Source organism: Enterobacter sp. KB-221C9 (assembly GCF_041320715.1).
GTDB classification, from domain to species: domain Bacteria; phylum Pseudomonadota; class Gammaproteobacteria; order Enterobacterales; family Enterobacteriaceae; genus Enterobacter; species Enterobacter asburiae_D.
In genome coordinates, this window is record NZ_JBGIWG010000001.1 from 1 (window position 1) to 21,795 (window position 21,795).

The window sequence follows — 21,795 nt, forward strand, 5'->3', positions numbered from 1 at the left end:
AAGTTCTAACACTTGTAATGTTGTAAGATAAGTTAAAGGAAAGCTCAATTAAATATAAGTTATGAGAATGATCTATGTTAGCGCCTTGTTTTATTTTTGAATATATTTCGCTGTTTTTAAAGTTCAATGACAACAAAATCAACATTAAGTTTGGGTCGAATTTCTTCGAGCTGGTAATAATGATGTCAATTAACCTTTCATATATTTTTATTGAGTCTCTGAGGTTTACTTTAAAAGATTGAAGTATAGAAGCACAGTTGGATATAAAACTTGTGAAATTGGGAGCACATGGCGTGCAAATTACTTGCACGGATGCGAATTGCCCAATGATATTATCACCTGTTTTTGTTAGTAATAAATTATTGAGGTTTGGGGAGGGTAACAAAAAGCGACGGTCGAAAAATCTACTCAGATAGTGACTGGCAGAAAAATCATTTCCATATACTACTTTTATTGAGTGCTGAAGTTGTTCGGTATCGGTTGCAATTACAAAAACAACACCAGGTATGTTAAATATATGTTTTACTATTTCCAGAAGGTTGATAGCAAAACTTGGTCTGCATCTATCTAATTCATCAATAATAATAAATATTGGTAGTTCTTTTTCTATACAATCCTTACGTTCAATAAACTTAACCCATTTATCTATCCCTTTTCTTATTATTTCTATTTTTGAGGCTTTTTCTGCGTGCAATTCTAATAACTGTGCAGATAAGTCTTTTGTAAGATCAGATGCTGAATCAATACCCGTTATTTTTTTTATTAAACTATCAATGATTACTGGAGTGGCTGTTTTAAGTAAAGGCCCTATATTATCTACTGTCTTATTAATAAGAGTAGTGAACTTATCTGATTGGCCAGTTAACTGGCTTTTTATTGAACTGAAAACTGTTAAGAGTGGATCGTCTGAAAAGTCTTCTTTCCAGGCGTCTATATATATTGTAGGATGGTTGTTGGTAATCGTCTTGGCAAGACGTTTTGTGAAGTAAGTTTTACCAGCGCCCCATTCTGCATTAATATTAATTACTAGATTAGATGAGTTACCTCTAGCTGAACATATTTCGTAAAGATATTTGGCATATTTTTTTCTATCTAAGGTATCGGGTGGTAGTTTTTCACCAAAAAATTCATCATCATTATCCCATTCCCATGCAATGTTCATTAATGCCTCACTTATAATACTGTAATTTCAGGAGAGGATTCATTATCATTTATAGCTACCATGAAATCAAAACTCTTGGAAAAATTACTGCTGTAATGTCACTGCGCAGCCAATCTTCTTTTAAAGCCTCGCTCATCAGCAATCTCCATCAATCTTGCCTCCGCAGCAGCCTGACTTCGCATTCCTGAAAGCGTCATTTTAAAGCCATGAGCATTTCCCTGAATGTTTAGTGGTAAGGAAAGCGATGCGATCAGTGTGTCTTCAAGTTCCCAGGGCGCTTCGACAGGAAGCCAGTGAACTTTAGCATTCTTTTCCATCCACACATCCAGCCACTGCTCGCCAGGGTGAGTAAATGTCATTCTGGATCCAGAACCCACGCGGCGCAGGGGAAAACCACTTAAACCACTCAATAACACACCCAGCGTGCGCCTGAGTGTCGAACCAGCTGCATTGCCGCTGTAATGCGTTTTGATGCGTTTCCTTAAGTTCGAACGGCTGTTAGGTTTCCCGCGCTGGTCGGGTGAAATACCAACGTACAGCAGCGTGTAGCCGTCAGAGGTTATGCAGCCCTCGGTCGGCACGCCTGGAGGGATCTCCTTAAACCACCAGAAGTAGACGCCATTTACTGGCGGAACTGGCGATGGCTTGCTCATTACTTCCGTTCTGCTGTAGGTTTTCTCGGGATAAAAATCGAACATGCGGCTTTCCTTGCTGACGTTTTTTCTGATTTTATTCTTTTGCTGTCAGGGAGCGATAGTTTTCTGAAGGCAGGAAGGAAAAAGTAAGGGGATAGGGTTTTTGTCTGGTGCTGACGCCCAGCATCAGAAAGCGTGGCTGTAAGAGATTGATTTTGTGTGTGAGGAATTTCAGACAACAAAAAACCCATCAACCTTGAACCAAAACGGCGGGGTTGATGGGCTCCACAAATTGGGGACATCAAAGAAAAGCAGTGGCACTAGTTATGACTGCCCCCTGATAAAAAAGTTCTGCGCGTAACGAAAATATTTTCCCCGCGCGCAAACTTAGGAGTTATCCGAGTCCAGGCCAGATGATGATGATCAACGTACCGGCCAGCGTCAGCAGCACGTTAGCGATAGCGTACGTGCCCGCATACCCCAGCGCCGGGATATTGCTGCGTGCGGTATCGCTGATGATTTCCATCGCAGGTGCACAGGTACGCGCGCCCATCATTGCTCCGAAGAGCAGGGCACGGTTCATGCGCAGCACGTAGGCGCCGAACAGGAAACAGATAACGACCGGCACCAGGCTGACGATAAGTCCGGACACCAGCATCTGCCAGCCGACGGCACCCAGGCTGTGGCCGATACCGCTGCCCGCGCTTAAGCCCACGCCTGCCATAAAGACCATCAGACCGAACTCTTTCACCATGTTCAGCGCGCCCTGCGGAATGTAGCCGAAGGTCGGGTGGTTCGCTCGCAGGAAGCCCAGCATGATCCCGGCAAACAGCAGCCCGGCGGCGTTACCGATGCCGAAACTGAAGTTGCTGAACTGGAAGGTGATCATCCCGATCATCAGGCCAACAATAAAGAAGGCGCAGAAGGCCAGCAGGTCGGTGACCTGGCTGTGAATGGAGATAAAGCCGATGCGGTCGGCAACGGTTTTCACGCGTCGCGCGTCGCCGCTGACCTGCAGAACGTCGCCTTTGTTGAGCACGACGTTATCGTCGATAGGCATCTCAATCTGGCTGCGGATCACGCGGTTGAGGAAGCAGCCGTGGTCGGTCAGCTTCAGCTGTGCCAGACGGCGGCCAACGGCGTTATGGTTTTTCACCACAATCTCTTCGGTAACGATACGCATGTCGAGCAGGTCGCGGTCGAACACCTCTTTGCCGTTACGGAAGCTCGGGTCGAGACGGGCGTGGGCGTCCGGGTAACCCACCAGCGCGATGTCGTCGCCCATCTGCAGCACCGCGTCGCCGTCCGGGTTCGCCAGAATGCCGTTACGGCGGATACGTTCGATGTAGCAGCCCGTCTGGCGGTAAATCCCCAGCTCGCGCAGGTTTTTGCCGTCTGCCCATGCCACCAGCTCTGGCCCGACACGATAGGCGCGGATCACCGGGAGATAGACTTTACGTTTGGAATCGGTATCGAGACCGCGCTCGCGCGCGATTTGCTGGGCGCTGGTCTGCAAATCCTGGTGCTGCAGTTTTGGCAGGTAGCGTGCGCCAACGATCAGGCTCACCAGACCAATCAGATAGGTCAGGGCATAGCCCAGGCTCAGGTGGTCGAGCGCGGTAGAGAGCTGCGCGCCGGCCATGCCGGAATGGCGAAGAGTATCACCGGCACCCACCAGCACGGGGGTGGAGGTCATGGAGCCTGCCAGCATACCGGCCGTTAACCCGATATCCCAGCCAAACAGTTTACCCAGCCCTAACGCGATCAGCAGCGCGCTGCCGACCATCACCAGCGCCAGCATCAGATAATTTTTGCCGTCGCGGAAGAAAATAGAAAAAAAGTTCGGCCCCGCTTCCACGCCAACACAAAAAATAAACAGCATAAAACCTAAGTTGAGCGCGTCCGTGTTAATGCTGAAGTGCTGCTGGCCTAATAATAAGGAGACGACTAAAACGCCAATGGAATTACCAAGTTGAACTGAACCCAGGCGCAATTTACCCAGGCAAAGGCCTAGCGCCAGTACCACAAATAATAACAGGATGTAATTCCCATTTAACAAGTCTGCGACGTTTATATTCACGGAGGCTAACTTCTTGTTTACCAGTAAGTTGTTGAATGAAAGGACTTTTTGGGCTACTGTTTTCTGGGTCAGGGAAAGGCGTTAACGCTCCCTGTTTCCTGCTTTATTCCCTAAAACATTAGCTGGCGTGTAGTTTAATCGCATTAGCTACTGACAGCTACTGATTATCGCATCACCCTGTGCGTACTTTGGCAAGGATTGCCGCACTGCTTTATCTGACTGGGCGTCTACCCGACGAAGGTATATTTGATAGAGATAAGTCAGGAGGATAGTTTGAACATTAAACGAAACTGGGCGGGGGTGATCAGCTGCTTTTTGCTGTTCACCGTCGTGTGCATGTCGCTCGCTTTTAATGTGAAAGGGGCATTCAGGGCGTCGGGCCATCCGGAGCTGGGGCTGCTCTTTTTTACGCTGCCGGGTGCCGCAGCTAGTTTTCTCTCCCGTAAAGGCGAGGTGGTGAAACCGCTGCTGGGTGCCATGCTGGCCGCGCCGCTGTGTCTGCTGCTGATGCGCTTGCTGTATATATCGACGAGAAGTTTCTGGCAGGAGCTGGCGTGGTTGATGAGCGCCGTATTCTGGTGCGCTCTTGGCGCGCTCTGCTACTTATTTGTGCGCAGTCTGCTTCTACACCGACGGCACCACAAATAAAAACGCCCTCTCGGTGAGGGCGTCCTTTCATTACTGGGCAGCAAACAGGCCCAGATGCTCTTTGGCGTAAGCTTCAAAGTCAGTGCAGCCGCCGATGTGTTTCTGATCGAGGAAGATCTGCGGTACGGTTTCAACCGGCTTGCCGACGGTTTTTTCGAGATCCGCTTTGGTGATGCCTTCCGCGTGGATATCCACGTAGCGGAAGTTGAAGTCATCGCGCTCTTCGGTCAGTTTCTCAGCCAGCTCTTTCGCGCGCACACAGTAAGGGCACCCTGGACGACCAAAAATTACTGCAAACATTTCTCTCTCCTCAAAAAACAAGCCTGACGGCGAATAGGACATATAGTGCCCGATAACCTGCCGCCATTAAAGAAGGTTTCGCCTGTCGCTTTGATACAGTCAGGCTATGTTTCGCCAATTACATCACGTAATTCATTGCCTATACTGGCTGGCATAAGGTTTAAGCAAGACAAAGAGAGACAAGATGACACCAACGATTGACCTGCTCCGTTCTCACCGTTCCATTCGCCACTTCACCGATGAGCCGATTACCGAGGCGCAGCGTGCCGCGATTATCGACAGCGCCAGGGCGACCTCCAGCTCCAGCTTTCTGCAGTGCAGTTCCATTATCCGCATCACCGACAAGGCCATGCGTGAACAGCTGGTCACGCTGACTGGCGGGCAGAAGCATGTGGCTCAGGCGGCGGAGTTCTGGGTGTTCTGCGCCGACTTTAACCGCCACCTGCAAATCTGCCCTGAGGCCGAGCTGGGGCTGGCCGAACAGCTGCTGCTGGGCGTGGTGGATACCGCGCTGATGGCGCAAAACGCCTTCACGGCGGCGGAGTCGCTGGGGTTAGGCGGCGTTTACATCGGCGGCCTGCGTAACAACATCGAAAGCGTGACCGAGCTGCTGAAGCTGCCAAAACACGTGCTGCCGCTGTTTGGCCTGTGCCTCGGCTGGCCTGCGGATAACCCGGATCTGAAGCCGCGCATTCCTGCCGCGATGCTGGTGCACGAAAACTACTACCAGCCGGTCGATCAGGACGTCCTGAATCACTATGACGAAGAACTGGCGAACTACTACATGACGCGCGGCAGCAATAACCGCCGTGATACCTGGACTGACCATATTCGTCGCACCATCATTAAAGAAAACCGCCCGTTTATTCTTGATTACCTCCACAAACAGGGCTGGGCGACGCGATAGTCCATTCCTCCTGCGCCTGCCTGCGTATATGATATGCAGGCTTTTTCCATGTCTTCAGAGAGGTGCAGGGTGAAAATTGCCATATTGTCCCGGGATGGAACGCTCTATTCATGTAAACGCCTGCGAGACGCGGCGGCGAAACGCGGGCATCAGGTTGAGATCCTCGACCCGATGTCCTGCTATATGAACATCGATCCGGCCGCCTCGTCGATTCACTACAAAGGCCGCAAGCTGCCGCACTTTGATGCGGTGATCCCGCGCATCGGCTCTCAGATCACCTATTACGGCACCGCCGCGCTGCGCCAGTTCGAGATGCTGGGCAGCTATCCGCTCAACGAATCCGTCGCCATATCCCGCGCCCGCGACAAGCTGCGCTCGCTGCAGCTGCTCGCCCGTCAGGGGATCGATCTCCCCGTCACGGGGATTGCCCATTCACCGGACGACACCAGCGATCTTATTGATATGGTGGGCGGTGCGCCGCTGGTCATCAAGCTGGTGGAAGGCACGCAGGGCATTGGCGTGGTGCTGGCGGAGACGCGTCAGGCGGCCGAGAGCGTAGTTGACGCCTTTCGGGGACTGAATGCCCACATTCTGGTGCAGGAGTACATCGAAGAGGCGAAAGGGCGCGATATTCGCTGCTTCGTGGTCGGCAATGAAGTGGTGGCGGCCATTGAGCGCCAGGCGAAAGAGGGCGACTTCCGCTCTAACCTTCACCGCGGCGGCGTTGCAAGAATCGCTGATATCAGCGATCGGGAGCGGGAAATTGCCGTCAAAGCGGCGCAAACCCTGGGGCTGGACGTCGCGGGCGTAGACCTTCTGCGGGCGACGCGCGGGCCGCTGGTCATGGAGGTGAATGCCTCGCCGGGGCTGGAAGGCGTGGAAAAAACCACAGGTGTCGATATTGCGGGTAAAATGATCTCATGGATCGAGCGTCATGCCACGCCGGGTTACTGTCTGAAAACGGGCGGTTAAATGGTATTGAGCACGCTTTTTGCGTAATCTAAGCAAAGTTTTTAATTAAGAGGCTGCACAGCGATGGATTTACAGGTCGTACCTACACTGGATACGTTACGTCAATGGCTTGATGATGCCGGAATTACGTTCTTCGAATGCGATTCCTGCCAGGCGCTGCATCTGCCTCATATGCAGAATTTCGACGGCATTTTCGATGCTAAAATCGATCTCATTAACGACGTGATCCTTTTCTCCGCGCTGGCCGAAGTGAAGCCGTCTGCGCTGCTGGCGCTGGCCTCCGACCTGTCAGCGATCAACGCCAGTTCTTTGACGGTGAAAGCATTTCTCGACATACAGGATGATAATCTGCCAAAACTGGTCGTTTGCCAGTCTTTATTCTCCGGTGCCGGGCTGTCGTTCAAGCAGTTCTCCGCGTTTATGCACTTGAGTGAAGAGCAAATTTCCATGGTCATGATGGAAGCCAATGCACACCATCTGCTGTATAGCGCGGAAGATGATGCAGAGAATAATGATGCATCTCCCAATTTTCTTCACTAAGCCTGTCTGACTTTTGCGCAGTCGCTGCCATAGCGGCTGCAGAAGGCCATTTTTTCTGCTGCTTTTAACCTTTCTTTAAAGAATTTTTCACCTCCCTGAAGGCCGTTTCGGCTTATCACGTAGACATAACCTGCATAAAAAATTGATAAAAGGCGTTTTTTCGTCTGGGCTATAGCCGGAGACACGGGCTACAGTTATTCTTGCGGTGCTTAAAAAAGCGAGCGGAAACTGCCGGGTAAAGAGGTTTCTTTTTATTTTGGGCAGAGCGACAAACTATGCATGATTATTGCATATCTTCAGATTGCACAGTTTTAGTTCGTTTGTTAACGAGCTTTCAGAAGGAATAAAGATATGATCGCCTTGAATAAAAAATGGTTATCGGGTCTGGTTGCGGGTGCTCTGATGGCCGTCTCTGCCGGCACGCTCGCTGCGGAACAAAAAACGCTGCACGTTTACAACTGGTCTGACTATATTGCGCCGGACACGGTGGCAAATTTTGAGAAAGAGACCGGCATTAAAGTGGTCTACGACGTTTTCGATTCCAACGAAGTGCTGGAAGGCAAACTGATGGCGGGCAGCACCGGGTTTGATCTCGTGGTGCCTTCTGCAAGCTTCCTGGAGCGTCAGCTGACGGCAGGCGTCTTCCAACCGCTGGATAAAAGCAAGCTACCGAACTGGAAAAACCTCGATCCAGAAGTGCTGAAGCTGGTGGCTAAGCATGACCCGGACAACAAATACGCCATGCCTTACCTGTGGGCGACTACCGGTATCGGCTACAACGTTGATAAAGTCAAAGCGGTGCTGGGCCCGGACGTCAAGCTGGACAGCTGGGACGTGGTGCTGAAGCCGGAAAACCTTGAGAAGCTTAAAAGCTGCGGCGTCTCCTTCCTCGATGCGCCGGAAGAGATTTTCGCGACCGTGCTGAACTACCTGGGCAAAGACCCGAACAGCAGTAAAGCCGATGATTACACCGGCCCGGCAACCGATCTGCTGCTGAAGCTGCGTCCAAACATTCGTTACTTCCACTCGTCTCAGTACATCAACGACCTGGCGAACGGCGACATCTGCGTCGCGATCGGCTGGGCAGGGGACGTATGGCAGGCGGCTAACCGCGCGAAAGAGGCGAAAAACGGCGTGAACGTCTCTTACTTCATTCCGAAAGAGGGGGCGCTGGCCTTCTTCGACGTCTTCGCGATGCCGGCTGACGCCAAAAACAAAGACGAAGCGTATCAGTTCCTCAACTACCTGATGCGTCCTGACGTGATCGCCCACATCAGCGACCACGTTTACTACGCGAACGGTAACAAGGCCTCCGTGCCGCTGGTAAGCGAAGAAATCCGTAACAACCCGGCTATCTATCCGCCAGCGGATGTGTTCGCCAAGCTCTTCACCCTGAAAGTTCAGGATCCAAAAATTGACCGCGTGCGTACCCGCGCGTGGACCAAGGTGAAAAGCGGTAAATAACGGCGTTGGGTATTGTTGCCCGGTGGCGCTAACGCTTACCGGGCTTCTACAACCCGTAGGCCGGGCAGGCGTTAGCGCCGCCCGGCGATGCGCACCCTGACGGTGCGTTTGCACCAGTATTGATCTATGCCGGAGAACACCCCGTGAATGACGCGATCCCCCGCCCGCAGGCGAAAGTCCGTAAAGCGCTGACCCCGCTTCTTGAAATTCGTAACCTCACCAAATCTTTCGATGGCCAGCATGCCGTGGACGACGTCAGCCTGACTATCTATAAAGGCGAAATTTTTGCCCTTCTGGGGGCTTCTGGCTGCGGTAAATCGACCCTGCTGCGTATGCTGGCCGGTTTTGAACAGCCCACCGCCGGGCAAATCATGCTCGATGGCGTGGATCTCTCCAGCGTGCCGCCGTATCAGCGCCCGATTAACATGATGTTCCAGTCCTACGCGTTGTTTCCGCACATGACGGTGGAGCAGAACATCGCCTTTGGCCTGAAGCAGGACAAGCTGCCGAAGGCCGAAATTACCGCGCGCGTGGCCGAGATGCTGAGCCTGGTGCACATGCAGGAGTTCGCGAAGCGTAAGCCGCACCAGCTCTCCGGCGGCCAGCGCCAGCGCGTGGCCCTGGCAAGAAGCCTGGCGAAACGCCCGAAATTATTGCTGCTCGATGAGCCGATGGGTGCCCTGGATAAAAAGCTGCGCGACCGTATGCAGCTCGAAGTGGTGGATATCCTCGAGCGCGTGGGCGTGACCTGCGTGATGGTGACCCACGACCAGGAAGAGGCGATGACCATGGCCGGGCGTATCGCGATCATGAACCGCGGGAAGTTCGTGCAGATTGGCGAGCCGGAGGAGATTTATGAGCACCCGACCACCCGCTACAGCGCGGAGTTCATCGGCTCGGTTAACGTCTTCGAAGGGCTGCTGAAAGATCGTCAGGAAGATGGCCTGGTCATCGAATCGCCGGGGCTGCAGCATCCGCTTAAGGTCGATCCTGATAACTCCGTGGTGGATAACGTGCCGGTCTACGTCGCGCTGCGTCCGGAGAAGATCATGCTCTGTGAGGATCCGCCTGCCGATGGCTACAACTTTGCCGTGGGCGAAGTGGTGCACATTGCCTATCTGGGCGATCTGTCCATCTACCACGTGCGCCTGAAAAGCGGGCAGATGCTTAGCGCGCAGCTACAGAACGAACATCGCTATCGCAAGGGGCAGCCGACCTGGGGTGACGAAGTGCGCCTGTGCTGGGATGCTGACAGCTGCGTCGTACTGACGGTATAAGGAGCGATCATGAGCACACTTGAACCTCCAGCCCGCGTAGAAAAGTCGGGCGGCTTTGCCGGTTTACTGACGCGCATGCAGATGAAACACGGCCGCAAGCTGGTGATCGCCATGCCGTACGTGTGGCTGATCCTGCTGTTCCTGCTGCCGTTCCTGATTGTTTTCAAGATAAGCCTGGCGGAAATGGCGCGGGCGATCCCGCCCTATACCAACCTGCTGGACTGGGCCGACGGGCAGCTGACGCTGACGCTTAATCTCGGCAACTTCCTGCAGCTCACCGACGATCCGCTCTATTTCGAAGCGTATCTGCAGTCGCTGCAGGTGGCGGCGATTTCGACGCTCTGCTGCCTGGTGATGGGCTATCCGCTGGCGTGGGCGGTGGCGCACAGCAAGCCGTCGACGCGTAACATCCTGCTGCTGCTGGTGATCCTGCCGTCGTGGACCTCGTTCCTGATCCGCGTTTACGCCTGGATGGGGATCCTGAAAAACAACGGCGTGCTGAATAACTTTCTCATGTGGCTCGGGGTTATCGATCAGCCGCTGACGATCCTGCACACCAACCTCGCGGTCTATATCGGCATTGTGTACGCCTATCTGCCGTTTATGGTGCTGCCGATCTACACGGCGCTGACGCGTATTGATTACTCGCTGGTGGAAGCGTCGCTCGATCTCGGCGCCCGCCCGTTAAAAACCTTCTTCAGCGTCATTGTCCCGCTGACCAAAGGCGGGATTATCGCCGGGTCAATGCTGGTCTTTATCCCGGCGGTGGGGGAGTTTGTGATCCCGGAACTGCTCGGCGGCCCGGACAGCATCATGATTGGCCGCGTGCTGTGGCAGGAGTTCTTCAATAACCGCGACTGGCCGGTGGCCTCGGCGGTGGCGATTGTGATGCTCCTGCTGCTGATCGTGCCGATCATGTGGTTCCACAAGCATCAGCAGAAACAGATGGGAGATCACGGATGAACAACTTACCGGTAGTGCGCTCCCCGTGGCGAATTGCGATCCTGGTTATCGGATTTACCTTCCTGTATGCGCCGATGCTGATGCTGGTGATCTACTCCTTCAACAGCTCCAAGCTGGTGACGGTATGGGCGGGCTGGTCGACGCGCTGGTACAGCGAGCTGTTCCACGATGATGCGATGATGAGCGCGGTGGGGCTGAGCCTGACCATTGCCGCCCTGGCGGCGACAATGGCGTCGGTGCTGGGCACGATCGCCGCGCTGGTGATGGTGCGCTTCGGGCGTTTTCGCGGCTCGAACGGGTTCGCCTTTATGATCACCGCGCCGCTGGTTATGCCGGACGTGATCACCGGTCTCGCGCTGCTGCTGCTGTTCGTGGCCCTGGCGCACGCCATCGGCTGGCCGGCGGATCGCGGCATGCTCACCATCTGGCTGGCGCACGTCACCTTCTGTACGGCCTACGTGGCGGTGGTGATCTCCTCGCGCCTGCGCGAGCTGGATCGCTCCATTGAGGAGGCGGCGATGGATCTTGGCGCGACGCCGCTGAAGGTCTTTTTCATCATCACCCTGCCGATGATTATGCCAGCGGTGATCTCCGGCTGGCTGCTGGCGTTTACGCTGTCGCTGGACGATCTGGTTATCGCCAGCTTTGTCTCCGGACCGGGCGCAACGACGCTGCCGATGCTGGTCTTCTCCAGCGTGCGCATGGGGGTCAACCCGGAGATCAACGCCCTGGCCTCTATCATCCTCGGCGTGGTCGGAATTGTCGGATTTATCGCCTGGTATTTGATGGCGCGCGCGGAAAAGCAGCGCGTGCGCGATATCCAGCGTGCAAGACGCGGCTGAAGGATTTAAAATTTCCAGTGATGTGCCGCGCATGACGCGGCACTGTTTTTCAGGGAAGTAAAACATTGGGATTATTAAAAAAATCACGTACTACGCACGCGCGACCTAACGTACCTGCACTGGTTCAGGTGGCGGCGCTCGCCATTATTATGATCCGCTGCCTGGACGTGCTGATGATTCTGAACACCCTGGGCGTGCGCGGCATCGGTGAATTCATTCACCGCAGCGTGCAGACGTGGAATCTGACGCTGGTCTTTTTGAGCAGCCTGGTGCTGGTGTTTATCGAGATCTACTGCGCGTTTTCGCTGGTCAAAGGGCGAAACTGGGCGCGCTGGGTCTATCTGCTGACGCAAATTACCGCCGCCAGCTATCTGTGGGCCGCCTCGCTGGGCTATGGCTATCCGGAGCTGTTCAGCATTGCCGGGGAATCCAAACGCGAGATCCTGCGCGCGCTGTTTATGCAAAAACTCCCGGACATGCTGGTTCTGTTCCTGCTTTTTATCCCCGCCTCCAGTCGGCGGTTCTTCCGCCTGCAATAATGTGTATAATCGCAGCCCTCGTGATCCTTAAGGTTTTCATATGCAGTGCGCACTCTATGACGCCGGACGCTGCCGCTCCTGTCAGTGGATAGAACAGCCGGTCTCTCAACAACTCACCGCCAAAATGGCCGACCTGCAACAGCTGCTGGCAGCACACGCGGTGGGCGAGTGGTGCGCGCCCGTCAGCGGCCCGGAGCAGGGCTTTCGTAATAAAGCCAAGATGGTGGTCAGCGGCAGCGTTGAAAAACCGCTGCTGGGGATGCTGCACCGCGACGGCACGCCGGAAGACTTAACCGACTGCCCGCTGTATCCCGCCTCATTTGAGCCCGTCTTTGCCGCACTGAAACCGTTTATTGCGCGTGCAGGGTTAACGCCTTACAACGTCGCCCGCAGGCGAGGCGAGCTGAAATACCTTTTGCTGACGGAAAGCCAGTTCGACGGCGGCATGATGCTGCGCTTCGTGCTGCGATCCGAAGCCAAGCTCGAGCAGCTGCGCGCGGCGCTGCCGTGGCTGCAGGAACAGCTTCCGCAGCTTAAGGTCATTACGGCGAACATTCAGCCGGTGCATATGGCGATCATGGAAGGGGAGAAAGAGATTTTCTTCACCGAACAGCATGCGCTGGCCGAAAGCTTCAACGGCGTGCCGCTGTGGATCCGCCCGCAAAGCTTCTTCCAGACTAACCCGACGGTGGCAAGCAGCCTCTACGCCACCGCCCGCGACTGGGTGCGTGCGTTAAACGTCCAGCATATGTGGGATCTCTTCTGCGGCGTGGGCGGCTTTGGCCTGCACTGCGCCACGCCAGAAATGCAGCTCACCGGAATTGAAATCTCTGCCGAAGCGATTGCCTGCGCGAAACAGTCCGCCGCCGAGCTGGGGTTAACGAATCTGCACTTCCAGGCGCTGGACTCCACCCAGTTTGCCACCGGCCAGGGCAACGTGCCGGAGCTGGTGCTGGTCAACCCGCCGCGCCGCGGCATCGGGAACGCGCTGTGCGACTACCTGAGCCAGATGGCGCCGGAGTACATCGTCTATTCCAGCTGTAATGCACAGACCATGGCGAAAGATATCGCTCATCTACCGGGCTACCGCATTGAACGCGTGCAGCTTTTCGATATGTTCCCGCATACCGCGCATTATGAAGTGTTGACGTTGTTAACCCGTAGGCCGGGTAAGGCGTAGCCGCCACCCGGCATGAACCCCGCACAATGTTCAACAAAATGTGAACTCTTCCCCCGCTCGAAATCAGGTAAGCTTACGTCATAAGAAATGATTGAAGGCTTACCCATGAAGCAGATCCTGCTGGTGGAAGACGACCACGATATCGCGGCGCTTCTGCGACTCAATTTAGAAGATGAAGGCTACGCCATTACCCACGAGCCCGACGGGGGCAACGCCTTACTGCGTCTTGAAAAACAGCCGTGGGATGCGGTGATCCTTGACCTGATGCTGCCCAACGTTGACGGTCTGGAGATTTGCCGCCGCATCCGTCAGATGACGCGCTACCTGCCGGTGATCATCATCAGCGCCCGCAGCAGCGAAACCGACCGCATCACCGGGCTGGAAACCGGCGCCGATGATTATCTGGCTAAGCCGTTTTCGGTGCAGGAATTAATTGCGCGCATCAAAGCGCTGTTCCGCCGCCAGCAGGCGATGGGGCAGGCACAAACCGACGGCCAAATTCAGGCCCACGGTCTGACCATCGATCCGCTGGCGCGCAGCGTGCTGCTTCACGGCCAGGTGGTGGATCTCACCCCGCGCGAATTCGAACTGCTCTACTTTTTTGCCCGCCATCCGGGCGAGGTCTTTTCGCGTCTGGCGCTGCTGGAGCAGGTCTGGGGCTATCAGCACGAAGGCTATGAGCACACCGTTAATACCCATATCAACCGCCTGCGCATCAAGATTGAGAAGGACGCCGCCGAGCCGGAGATTATTCGCACCGTCTGGGGCAAGGGCTATAAATTTGCGGAGCCAAATCATGATGCGCCGCTTTAGCCTGAGCCAGCGCCTGACGCTGCTGTTCATCCTGCTTATGATGCTCTGCGCCACCGTTGCCTGCGCGGTACAGCTCTACACCAGTACGCAGTACGGTAACGCGATGGTGCAGCGGCTTTCGGGCGGGCTGGCGCAGCAGATAGTCCAGCGTGAAGCGATTCTGGACGCGCAGGGCAGGGTCGACCGAACGGCACTCAAGCCGCTGTTCGATCGGCTGATGACTTTTAATCCGAGCGTTGAGCTGTACGTCGTCTCCCCGGACGGCGATATCCTGGCCGATGCCGCACCGCCGGGGCATATTCAGCGGCAAAAAATCGACCTGGCGCCGGTTCAGACCTTCCTGAGCGGGACAGCCATACCGATCCTGGGCGACGACCCGCGCAGTCAAAATAAAAAGGTCTTTAGCGCCACGCCGCTGCGGCAGGACGGCGAGCTAAAAGGCTACCTGTACATTATTTTGCAGGGCGAGGAGTCAAACGCCCTGGCGGAGATGGCCTGGCATAAGGCGCTGTGGAGCACGGTGTTGTGGTCACTGCTGTGGGTGGCGCTGTTTGGCCTGCTGGCAGGTTTACTGGTCTGGTACTGGGTTACGCGCCCGGTAAAACAGCTGACGGTCGAAGTCGCCGGGCTGGAGCAGGACAGCATAAGCGCTATCAGGCGGCTGGCGGCACTGCCGTCGGACGCGGCGGCAAAGGATGAAGTGGCGATCCTGCGCAACAGCTTTATCGAGCTGGCGCGCAAAATCACCCGCCAGTGGGACCAGCTGGCCGACAGCGATCGCCAGCGCCGGGAGTTTATCGCCAACATTTCGCACGATCTCCGTACGCCGCTGACCTCGCTGCTGGGCTATCTGGAAACCCTGTCGCTAAAATCCGCCACGCTGACGCCGCAGGAGCACCAGCAGTATCTCGCCACCGCGCTGCGTCAGGGGCAAAAGGTGCGGCACCTGTCGCAGCAGCTGTTTGAGCTGGCGCGCCTTGAGCACGGCGGCATTAAGCCGCAGCGCGAGCGTTTCGCGATGGGGGAGCTGATTTCCGACGTGGCGCAGAAGTTTGAGCTCACCGCCCGCACGCGCGAGGTGAATTTGCATATTGACGTGCCGGGGCCGCTGCCGCTGATTAACGCCGATGTATCGATGATTGAACGCGTGGTGACCAACCTGCTCGATAACGCGATGCGCCATACGCCAGGCGGCGGGGAAATTCGTCTGGCTGTCTGGCAGGAGAATGAACGGCTGCAGGTCGAAGTGGCGGACAGCGGAACGGGCGTGGATGCCTCGCTGCGCGACGATCTGTTCCAGCGGCCATCGGCGTTGAATACCCAGGCATCGCGGGAGAACCGCGGCGGGTTGGGGCTGTTAATCGTGAAACGCATGCTGGAGCTGCACGGCGGTGGGATTAGGCTGATGGAGTCGCCGAGCGGGGCACGGTTCAGGTTCTTTGTGCCGCTGTGAGGGAGTGCCGGGTGGCGGCTTCGCCTTACCCGGCCTACAGACTACCACCCCCGTAGGCCGAGTCACCCGGCAAAAGACATTACTGCGGGAACCACTGCTCGCTAATTTTCTGGTACGTGCCGTCTGCTTTAATCGCTCTCAGCGCGCCGTTCAGTTTTTCGAGAAGAGCTTTGTTATCCGGACGTACTGCGATACCGAGGCCCGTACCAAAGTACTGCGGATCGGTCACTTTTTCGGTTGCTGTGCCCAGCTGCGGATTGGTTTTCAGCCATTCGTTCACCACGGCGGTATCGCCGAATACGCCGTCGATACGGCCATTTTTCAGGTCGATAATCGCGTTTTGGTAGCTGTCATAGGCCACGGTCTTCACTTCAGGATGCTTGTCCTGGAGGTATTTCTGGTGCGTGGTGCCGTTTTCCATCCCGATGCGTTTGCCTTTCAACTGATCGAAAGAGGTATAAGCGCCTTTCTTCGCAATCACTACCGCCGAGTTGGCGTAGTACGGGTCGGTAAACGCGACCTGCTTGCTGCGCTCAGGCGTGATGTCCATCCCGGAGATCACCGCATCGTATTTTTTAAATTTCAGCGACGGGATCAGGCTGTCGAAGGCATGGTTGGTAAAGGTGCAGTCGGCCTGTATTTGTTTGCACAGCGCCTTCGCCAGATCGATATCGAAACCCACGATCTGGTTGCTGGCATCCAGCGATTCAAACGGCGGATAGGTGGCGGACACGCCAAAATTGATTTTATCAGCTGCGGATGCGCCAGCGGCGAAGGTGGCGAGTAATGCGGCCAGAACTAACTTTTTCATTGTAATGCTCCCGTCTGTCTTATTTATGCGCCGTGTCTGCGGCATGGATGTACAATGCCATTTAATGAATTTGTATGCAATAAAAATGATTAAGTATTGTGTTGTGGCAAAAAAAAAGCGGATAACCCATCAGGTTACCCGCTCCATAAATACCGTTTTATGCATTCGCGTGGTTAATTTCTGCGCTCAAACGCTAACGCTCTACGCTCGATCAGGCGCATCATCAGCGTCAACAGACCGTTAACTACCAGGTAAACCACGCCTGCCGCACCGAACACCATCACGTCATAGGTGCGTCCATAGAGCAGCTGTCCGTGACCCATCACCTCCATCAGGGTGATGGTGTAGGCCAGAGAGGTACTCTTGAACACCAGCACCACTTCGTTGGAGTAAGAGGAGAGCGCGCGCTTGAAGGCGTACGGCAGCAGGATCGCCAGCGTGTCTTTCTTGCTCATGCCCAGCGCCCCGCAGGACTGCCACTGTCCTTCAGGAATGGCGCGGATCGCCCCGTAGAACAGCTGGGTGGTATAGGCCGCACTGTTCAGCGAAAGGGCAATCAGGGCACACAGCCACGGTTCAGAGAGCAGATGCCAGATAACCGGATACTCCTGCAGCGACGGGAACTGGCCCGGGCCGTAGTAAATCAGGAAGATCTGCACCAGCAGCGGCGTACCGGTAAACAGGGTGATGTATGCGCGCACAATCCACACCAGAACCGGCGTTTTCAGCGTCAGGATGATGGTGAAAATCAGCGCCAGGATCAGGGCCACGATAATGGACGCCACGGTTAGCGTCAGGCTGGTGTGCAGCCCTTTCATTAGCTCGGGAAAATATTCAAGCATCAGCCTGGTCTCCGTTCAAAGCGCGTCGCACGCAGGTCAATACGCTTGAGGATGTACTGACTGAGCAACGTGATCACCAGGTAGATAGCCGCCGCCACAATGTACCAGGTAAAGGGCTCCTGGGTACGGGTGGCGATGCTTTTGGTTTGCAGCATCAAATCGTTAACGCTGATCAGGCTCACCAGCGCGGTATCTTTCAGCAGCACCAGCCACTGGTTGCCGAGGCCCGGCAGGGCATGGCGCCACATCTGCGGCATCACCAGACGGAAGAAGATGGCTGACTTCGACAGGCCTAACGCCTGACCCGACTCCCACTGACCCTGCGGCACGGCCTTCAGCGCACCACGCAGGGTTTGCGACGCGTACGCGGAGTAGAGCAGGGAGAGGGCAATCACGCCGCACAGGAACGGGCTGACGTCGAAGTTTTCAATCTGCATCTGCACCGGGATCTGCGCAAAGCCGAGATTGAGGGTGAAGCCGTCAGACAGCGTGAGCAGCAGCTGTGAAGAGCCGAAATAGATAAACAGGACCACCAGAATTTCCGGTAGCCCACGCAGCACGGTGACTAGCGCGGAGCCTGTCCAGGCGACGGGGAACCATTTCGCGGATTCCCACACCGCAAAGAACATCGCCAGCACGAGGCCGATAATCAGTGCGCAAACGGCAAGGCCGACGGTCATCCCGGCGGCGCTTGCTAAAGGAAAAATTTCATTCATCAGGAATTACTTCTGGAACCATTTTTTGTAGATGGTTTCGTAGGTGCCGTCTTTCTTCACTTTTTCCAGCGCAGCGTTGAATTTCTGCTGCAGCTCAGTGTTGCCCTGACGAACGGCAATCCCCAGACCGGTACCGAAGTAATCCTTATCGGTCACTTTGTCGCCCACTGGCGCCAGCTTATCGTTCGCTTTCAGCCACTCGGTCACGACCGCAGTATCACCAAATACGCCGTCGATACGGCCATTTTGCAGATCCAGCTTCGCGTTCTGGTAGCTGTCATACGGAACGGTGGTGATTTCCGGATGTTTATCCATGATGAATTTCTGGTGCGTGGTGCCGTTCTGCACGCCGACTTTTTTACCTTTCAGCTGATCGACAGAGGTGAATTTACCTTTCTGACCAATGAACAGGGCGGAGTTGTCGTAATAAGGGGTGGTGAACAGCACCTGCTTTTCACGCTCCGGGGTGATGTCCATACCGGCCATCACGGCGTCGATGCGGCGGAACTTCAGGCTTGGGATCAGGCTGTCGAACGCCTGGTTGCTGAAGGTACAGGTCGCGTCGATCTCTTTACACAGGGCGTTAGCCAGGTCCACGTCGAAGCCAACAATTTTGTTGTTCGCATCAATGGACTCAAACGGAGGGTAAGAGGCTTCCGTGGCGAAACGAATGGTCTGAGCTGCGGTAGCGGAAAGGGTAACGCCAGCAAGCAGCACGGCAAGTAATACTTTTTTCATTATATTTCCCCTGACACAATCAATGAGATAAATAGTTTTTGAAGGCATCGGTTTGCGGGTTCGCGAAGCAGCTCGCATCACCTTGCTCAACGATATAGCCGTTTTCCATGTACACCACACGGCTGGCGGTTTTACGCGCCACTTCCACCTCGTGGGTGACGATAACCTGCGTAATATTGGTTTCCGCCAGCTCGCGAATGATGCTGACAATCTGGGCGGTGATTTCCGGGTCCAGCGCCGCGGTTGGCTCATCAAACAGCAGTACCGCAGGCTCCATCATCAGCGCGCGGGCAATGGCTACGCGCTGCTGCTGACCGCCGGAAAGGTGCAGCGGATAGCGGTCGCTGTAAGGCTTAAGACGCAGACGATCCAGCAGCTTTTCGGCACGGGCGATCGCCTGATCCTTGCTCAACCCCAGCACGCGGCACGGCGCTTCAATCAGGTTTTGCAGGACGGTCAGATGCGGCCAGAGATTGTATTGCTGGAAGACCATGCCGACGTTTTGACGCAGTTCGCGAATCGCTTTATCAGACGGCGTTTTCGCGAAATCAAAATGGTTACCGGCAATCGCCAGCGTACCTGAACGGGGCATTTCAAGCAGATTAAGGACACGCAGAAGGGAGCTTTTGCCTGCACCGCTTGGGCCAAGCAAAACCAGCGTTTCGCCTTCCGGGCAGTTCAGCGTGATGTCAAACAGCGCCTGGTGTGCGCCGTAGAAGCAGTTAATGCCGTTTAGTTTAATACTCATCGGGGCAGTCTTTACTCATCCAGGCAATCTATAGCAATTGAGGCCGCAGATAGTACCGTTGACAGAATAGTTATGCAATATTTCTGCGTTAAAAGTTAAATATAACCCGTGTTTCCTCTTAAACATAGCACAAAATAGCGAGCGGTAAGGTCGGCGAGTATAAATGTCGGCATTCCGCAAGAAATGCCGCACATTTTACGGGGGTTACTCGGTTGTATCGGCGGGTTTAGCGATTTTCAATCGATTGGCGAAGCGTGCCTGCCGGGGCATGAACGCTGCCGCCAACGTAGCGCACGTCGTCTACCGCCCAGCACTGTCCTTCACGGATCATCAGCACTTCATCCTGCCAGGTTTGGGTTCCCTGCGTCAGCTTCACGCGCAGCGGAATATTGCGGGCATCCGTGTTCGGGATGGTTGACGCGCTGGCGACTTCAGCACTGTCCGGCAGCGTGGCGCGGCTGGAGAACGGATCGGATTTCAGCAAGACGTTATGCTGCGGATCGCGGGTGGCGTCGTTAAGCAGTTTCGCCAGGCCGTCGCTCAGATACGGGCGCAGGCCGGTGAGATCGTTGCTGCGGTGCTGAATGCGATAATCATAGAACTGCTGCGCCACGGTGTCCGGGCCGCCCTCGATGCAGGGGCCGCTGCGGGTACCGATATCCTTAAAGGCTGGCGTGACCGTGGTGGTACAGGCGCTGAGCACCAGCGCGCAGGGCACGAAAAGTGTTAAAGCAGAATAGCGCATGTTGATTTCCTTATTTATTAACTATCCTTTCAATCATAGCGTAACGAACCGATAATGCTGTGCCTAAGGCATTGAACGCTAAAGAAGGAGAGAAACCATGCAGTTTTCAACAACGCCAACCCTGGAAGGGCAGACAATAACCGAGTATTGCGGTGTGGTTACCGGCGAAGCGATTCTCGGCGCCAATATCTTCCGTGACTTTTTTGCCGGTATCCGCGATATCGTTGGCGGCCGCTCGGGCGCATACGAAAAAGAGCTGCGTAAAGCGCGCGAAATCGCCTTTAAAGAGCTTGGCGAGCAGGCGGAAGCCCTCGGCGCTGATGCGGTCGTGGGGATTGATATCGACTACGAAACGGTCGGGAAAGATGCCAGCATGCTGATGGTGAGCGTAAGCGGTACGGCGGTGAAAACCCTCCGATGACGCGTTCGTTTGCAACACTCCTGCTGGCGCTGCTGCTGGCAGGATGTGCCACCGAAAAAGGGATCATCGACAAAGGCGCCTACGAGCTGGATACGCGTCATCAGGCGCAGGCGGCTTATCCGCGCATCAAGGTCTTGGTGATCCACTACACCGCAGATGATTTTGACAGCTCGCTGGCCACGCTGACGGATAAGAACGTCAGCTCTCACTATTTGATCCCCGCTAAGCCCCCGGCACCGGACGGTAAGCCGCGCATCTGGCAGCTGGTACCCGAGAGCGAACTGGCCTGGCATGCGGGCATCAGCTTCTGGCGCGGCACTAACCGCATCAACGATACGTCTGTCGGCATTGAGCTGGAGAACCGCGGCTGGCAAAAAGCGTCTGGCGTTAAGCACTTTACCCCGTTTGAGCCTGCGCAAATTGCGGCGCTGGTGCCGCTCGCCAAAGATATTATTACCCGCTACAACATCAGGCCTGAAAACGTGGTGGCACATTCGGACATCGCTCCGCAGCGCAAAGATGACCCTGGTCCGCTGTTCCCGTGGCGACAGCTTGCTTTGCAGGGCATTGGCGCATGGCCCGACCCGGCGCGCGTCGCATTCTATATAAACGGGCGTCCGCGCTATCAGCAGGTGGATACCGGGGCATTACTCGATCTCCTCGCGCGGTATGGCTATGAGGTGCCGGTTGACAGCACCCCGGCGCAGCAAAAGCGCATCATCACGGCGTTCCAGATGCATTTCCGGCCTGACCTGTGGAACGGCGTCGCGGACGTCGAAACGATGGCCATTGCCGAAGCCCTTCTGGAGAAGTACGGGCAGGGGTAATCCTTCGGGATACCCCCGAATGGGTAGTTTTTTCTTTGATTCCTTCAGATTAATCTTAAGTACAAACTCAATTCATTTTTAGTTAATTGACTTAAAATTATCCGGATTTAAGATAGACACATAGCTTGCTAAGTAATTCAGCAAAATAAATATATCGCACTTATTCTTTATT

24 protein-coding genes are annotated in these 21,795 nt (G+C 55.1%); 14 read left to right on the forward strand and 10 right to left on the reverse strand.

All coding sequences use genetic code 11. The features are described 5' to 3' along the window. The 3 genes from AB8846_RS00005 to AB8846_RS00015 all read right to left on the reverse strand — a co-directional run. Positions 1–1,162: P-loop NTPase fold protein (locus AB8846_RS00005; protein WP_370731730.1), on the reverse strand; the 1,162-nt coding region annotated here is incomplete at its 3' end. 98 nt (positions 1,163–1,260) lie between these two features. Further along, positions 1,261–1,860: a GIY-YIG nuclease family protein gene (locus AB8846_RS00010; protein WP_370731731.1), complete on the reverse strand. Its 600-nt coding sequence runs from the start codon at positions 1,858–1,860 to the stop codon at positions 1,261–1,263. A 331-nt stretch (positions 1,861–2,191) separates the two neighbouring features. Beyond that, positions 2,192–3,877, reverse strand: a complete 1,686-nt coding sequence (locus AB8846_RS00015) for an aspartate:alanine antiporter (RefSeq protein WP_014169303.1) — start codon at positions 3,875–3,877, stop codon at positions 2,192–2,194. Positions 3,878–4,150: 273 nt separating this feature from the next. Between AB8846_RS00015 and AB8846_RS00020 the strand changes: the two genes are divergently transcribed. Beyond that, entirely contained in the window at positions 4,151–4,525 is a 375-nt protein-coding gene (locus AB8846_RS00020; RefSeq protein WP_063144479.1) for an inner membrane protein YbjM, read from the forward strand. A 30-nt stretch (positions 4,526–4,555) separates the two neighbouring features. Here the strand turns inward: AB8846_RS00020 and AB8846_RS00025 are convergent, their stop codons facing one another. Next, on the reverse strand, positions 4,556–4,825 hold the full coding sequence (locus tag AB8846_RS00025) for a GrxA family glutaredoxin (protein ID WP_006809455.1): 270 nt from the start codon (positions 4,823–4,825) through the stop codon (positions 4,556–4,558). A gap of 184 nt (positions 4,826–5,009) precedes the next feature. On the opposite strand from AB8846_RS00025, the gene nfsA reads away from it, so the two are divergent. The 11 genes from nfsA (at position 5,010) to AB8846_RS00080 (ending at position 15,775) form a co-directional block, all read left to right on the forward strand. After that, positions 5,010–5,732: a nitroreductase NfsA gene (gene nfsA / locus AB8846_RS00030; RefSeq protein ID WP_370731732.1), complete on the forward strand. Its 723-nt coding sequence runs from the start codon at positions 5,010–5,012 to the stop codon at positions 5,730–5,732. Positions 5,733–5,801: 69 nt separating this feature from the next. Beyond that, positions 5,802–6,704, forward strand: coding sequence for a 30S ribosomal protein S6--L-glutamate ligase (gene rimK, locus AB8846_RS00035; protein WP_063144477.1), 903 nt, complete (start codon positions 5,802–5,804; stop codon positions 6,702–6,704). A 63-nt stretch (positions 6,705–6,767) separates the two neighbouring features. Beyond that, a complete protein-coding gene (locus AB8846_RS00040; protein WP_063144476.1) occupies positions 6,768–7,244 on the forward strand; it encodes a YbjN domain-containing protein in 477 nt (158 codons plus the stop codon). A gap of 351 nt (positions 7,245–7,595) precedes the next feature. Continuing rightward, entirely contained in the window at positions 7,596–8,708 is a 1,113-nt protein-coding gene (gene potF / locus AB8846_RS00045; protein WP_213328418.1) for a spermidine/putrescine ABC transporter substrate-binding protein PotF, read from the forward strand. A 143-nt stretch (positions 8,709–8,851) separates the two neighbouring features. After that, positions 8,852–9,985 carry a putrescine ABC transporter ATP-binding subunit PotG gene (potG, locus tag AB8846_RS00050; RefSeq protein ID WP_024907855.1) on the forward strand — a complete coding sequence of 378 codons (1,134 nt, stop codon included), beginning with the start codon at positions 8,852–8,854 and terminating at the stop codon, positions 9,983–9,985. A 9-nt stretch (positions 9,986–9,994) separates the two neighbouring features. Beyond that, positions 9,995–10,948 carry a putrescine ABC transporter permease PotH gene (gene potH / locus AB8846_RS00055; RefSeq protein ID WP_331412884.1) on the forward strand — a complete coding sequence of 318 codons (954 nt, stop codon included), beginning with the start codon at positions 9,995–9,997 and terminating at the stop codon, positions 10,946–10,948. Further along, positions 10,945–11,790 (forward strand): putrescine ABC transporter permease PotI, encoded by an 846-nt coding sequence (gene potI / locus AB8846_RS00060; RefSeq protein ID WP_023310934.1) that lies wholly within the window; start codon positions 10,945–10,947, stop codon positions 11,788–11,790. Before potH ends, potI begins: the two co-directional genes overlap by 4 nt. A gap of 65 nt (positions 11,791–11,855) precedes the next feature. Next, positions 11,856–12,329 (forward strand): YbjO family protein, encoded by a 474-nt coding sequence (locus AB8846_RS00065; RefSeq protein ID WP_029739448.1) that lies wholly within the window; start codon positions 11,856–11,858, stop codon positions 12,327–12,329. 40 nt (positions 12,330–12,369) lie between these two features. Next, entirely contained in the window at positions 12,370–13,509 is a 1,140-nt protein-coding gene (gene rlmC / locus AB8846_RS00070) for a 23S rRNA (uracil(747)-C(5))-methyltransferase RlmC (protein WP_370731733.1), read from the forward strand. Positions 13,510–13,614: 105 nt separating this feature from the next. Then, on the forward strand, positions 13,615–14,322 hold the full coding sequence (locus tag AB8846_RS00075) for a response regulator transcription factor (protein WP_063144471.1): 708 nt from the start codon (positions 13,615–13,617) through the stop codon (positions 14,320–14,322). Next, positions 14,306–15,775: a sensor histidine kinase gene (locus tag AB8846_RS00080; RefSeq protein ID WP_370731734.1), complete on the forward strand. Its 1,470-nt coding sequence runs from the start codon at positions 14,306–14,308 to the stop codon at positions 15,773–15,775. The genes AB8846_RS00075 and AB8846_RS00080 overlap by 17 nt, the downstream gene beginning before the upstream one ends. A gap of 79 nt (positions 15,776–15,854) precedes the next feature. Here the strand turns inward: AB8846_RS00080 and artJ are convergent, their stop codons facing one another. The 6 genes from artJ to AB8846_RS00110 form a co-directional block, all read right to left on the reverse strand. Continuing rightward, the gene (artJ, locus tag AB8846_RS00085) at positions 15,855–16,586 is read right to left on the reverse strand and encodes an arginine ABC transporter substrate-binding protein ArtJ (RefSeq protein ID WP_370731735.1); all 732 of its coding nucleotides are present in this window, start codon (positions 16,584–16,586) and stop codon (positions 15,855–15,857) included. Positions 16,587–16,759: 173 nt separating this feature from the next. Further along, positions 16,760–17,428 carry an arginine ABC transporter permease ArtM gene (gene artM / locus AB8846_RS00090; RefSeq protein ID WP_063144469.1) on the reverse strand — a complete coding sequence of 223 codons (669 nt, stop codon included), beginning with the start codon at positions 17,426–17,428 and terminating at the stop codon, positions 16,760–16,762. Next, a complete protein-coding gene (gene artQ / locus AB8846_RS00095; protein ID WP_025756069.1) occupies positions 17,428–18,144 on the reverse strand; it encodes an arginine ABC transporter permease ArtQ in 717 nt (238 codons plus the stop codon). Before artQ ends, artM begins: the two co-directional genes overlap by 1 nt. 6 nt (positions 18,145–18,150) lie before the next feature. Next, positions 18,151–18,882 carry an arginine ABC transporter substrate-binding protein ArtI gene (gene artI, locus AB8846_RS00100; RefSeq protein ID WP_008500032.1) on the reverse strand — a complete coding sequence of 244 codons (732 nt, stop codon included), beginning with the start codon at positions 18,880–18,882 and terminating at the stop codon, positions 18,151–18,153. Positions 18,883–18,901: 19 nt separating this feature from the next. Continuing rightward, positions 18,902–19,630, reverse strand: a complete 729-nt coding sequence (gene artP / locus AB8846_RS00105; protein WP_023310942.1) for an arginine ABC transporter ATP-binding protein ArtP — start codon at positions 19,628–19,630, stop codon at positions 18,902–18,904. A gap of 226 nt (positions 19,631–19,856) precedes the next feature. After that, entirely contained in the window at positions 19,857–20,375 is a 519-nt protein-coding gene (locus AB8846_RS00110) for a lipoprotein (protein ID WP_370731736.1), read from the reverse strand. A 97-nt stretch (positions 20,376–20,472) separates the two neighbouring features. On the opposite strand from AB8846_RS00110, the gene AB8846_RS00115 reads away from it, so the two are divergent. Both AB8846_RS00115 and AB8846_RS00120 read left to right on the forward strand, forming a co-directional pair. Continuing rightward, entirely contained in the window at positions 20,473–20,796 is a 324-nt protein-coding gene (locus tag AB8846_RS00115; protein ID WP_023310944.1) for a heavy metal-binding domain-containing protein, read from the forward strand. Continuing rightward, positions 20,793–21,623, forward strand: coding sequence for an N-acetylmuramoyl-L-alanine amidase (locus tag AB8846_RS00120; protein ID WP_370731737.1), 831 nt, complete (start codon positions 20,793–20,795; stop codon positions 21,621–21,623). Before AB8846_RS00115 ends, AB8846_RS00120 begins: the two co-directional genes overlap by 4 nt. Positions 21,624–21,795: the final 172 nt, after the last annotated feature.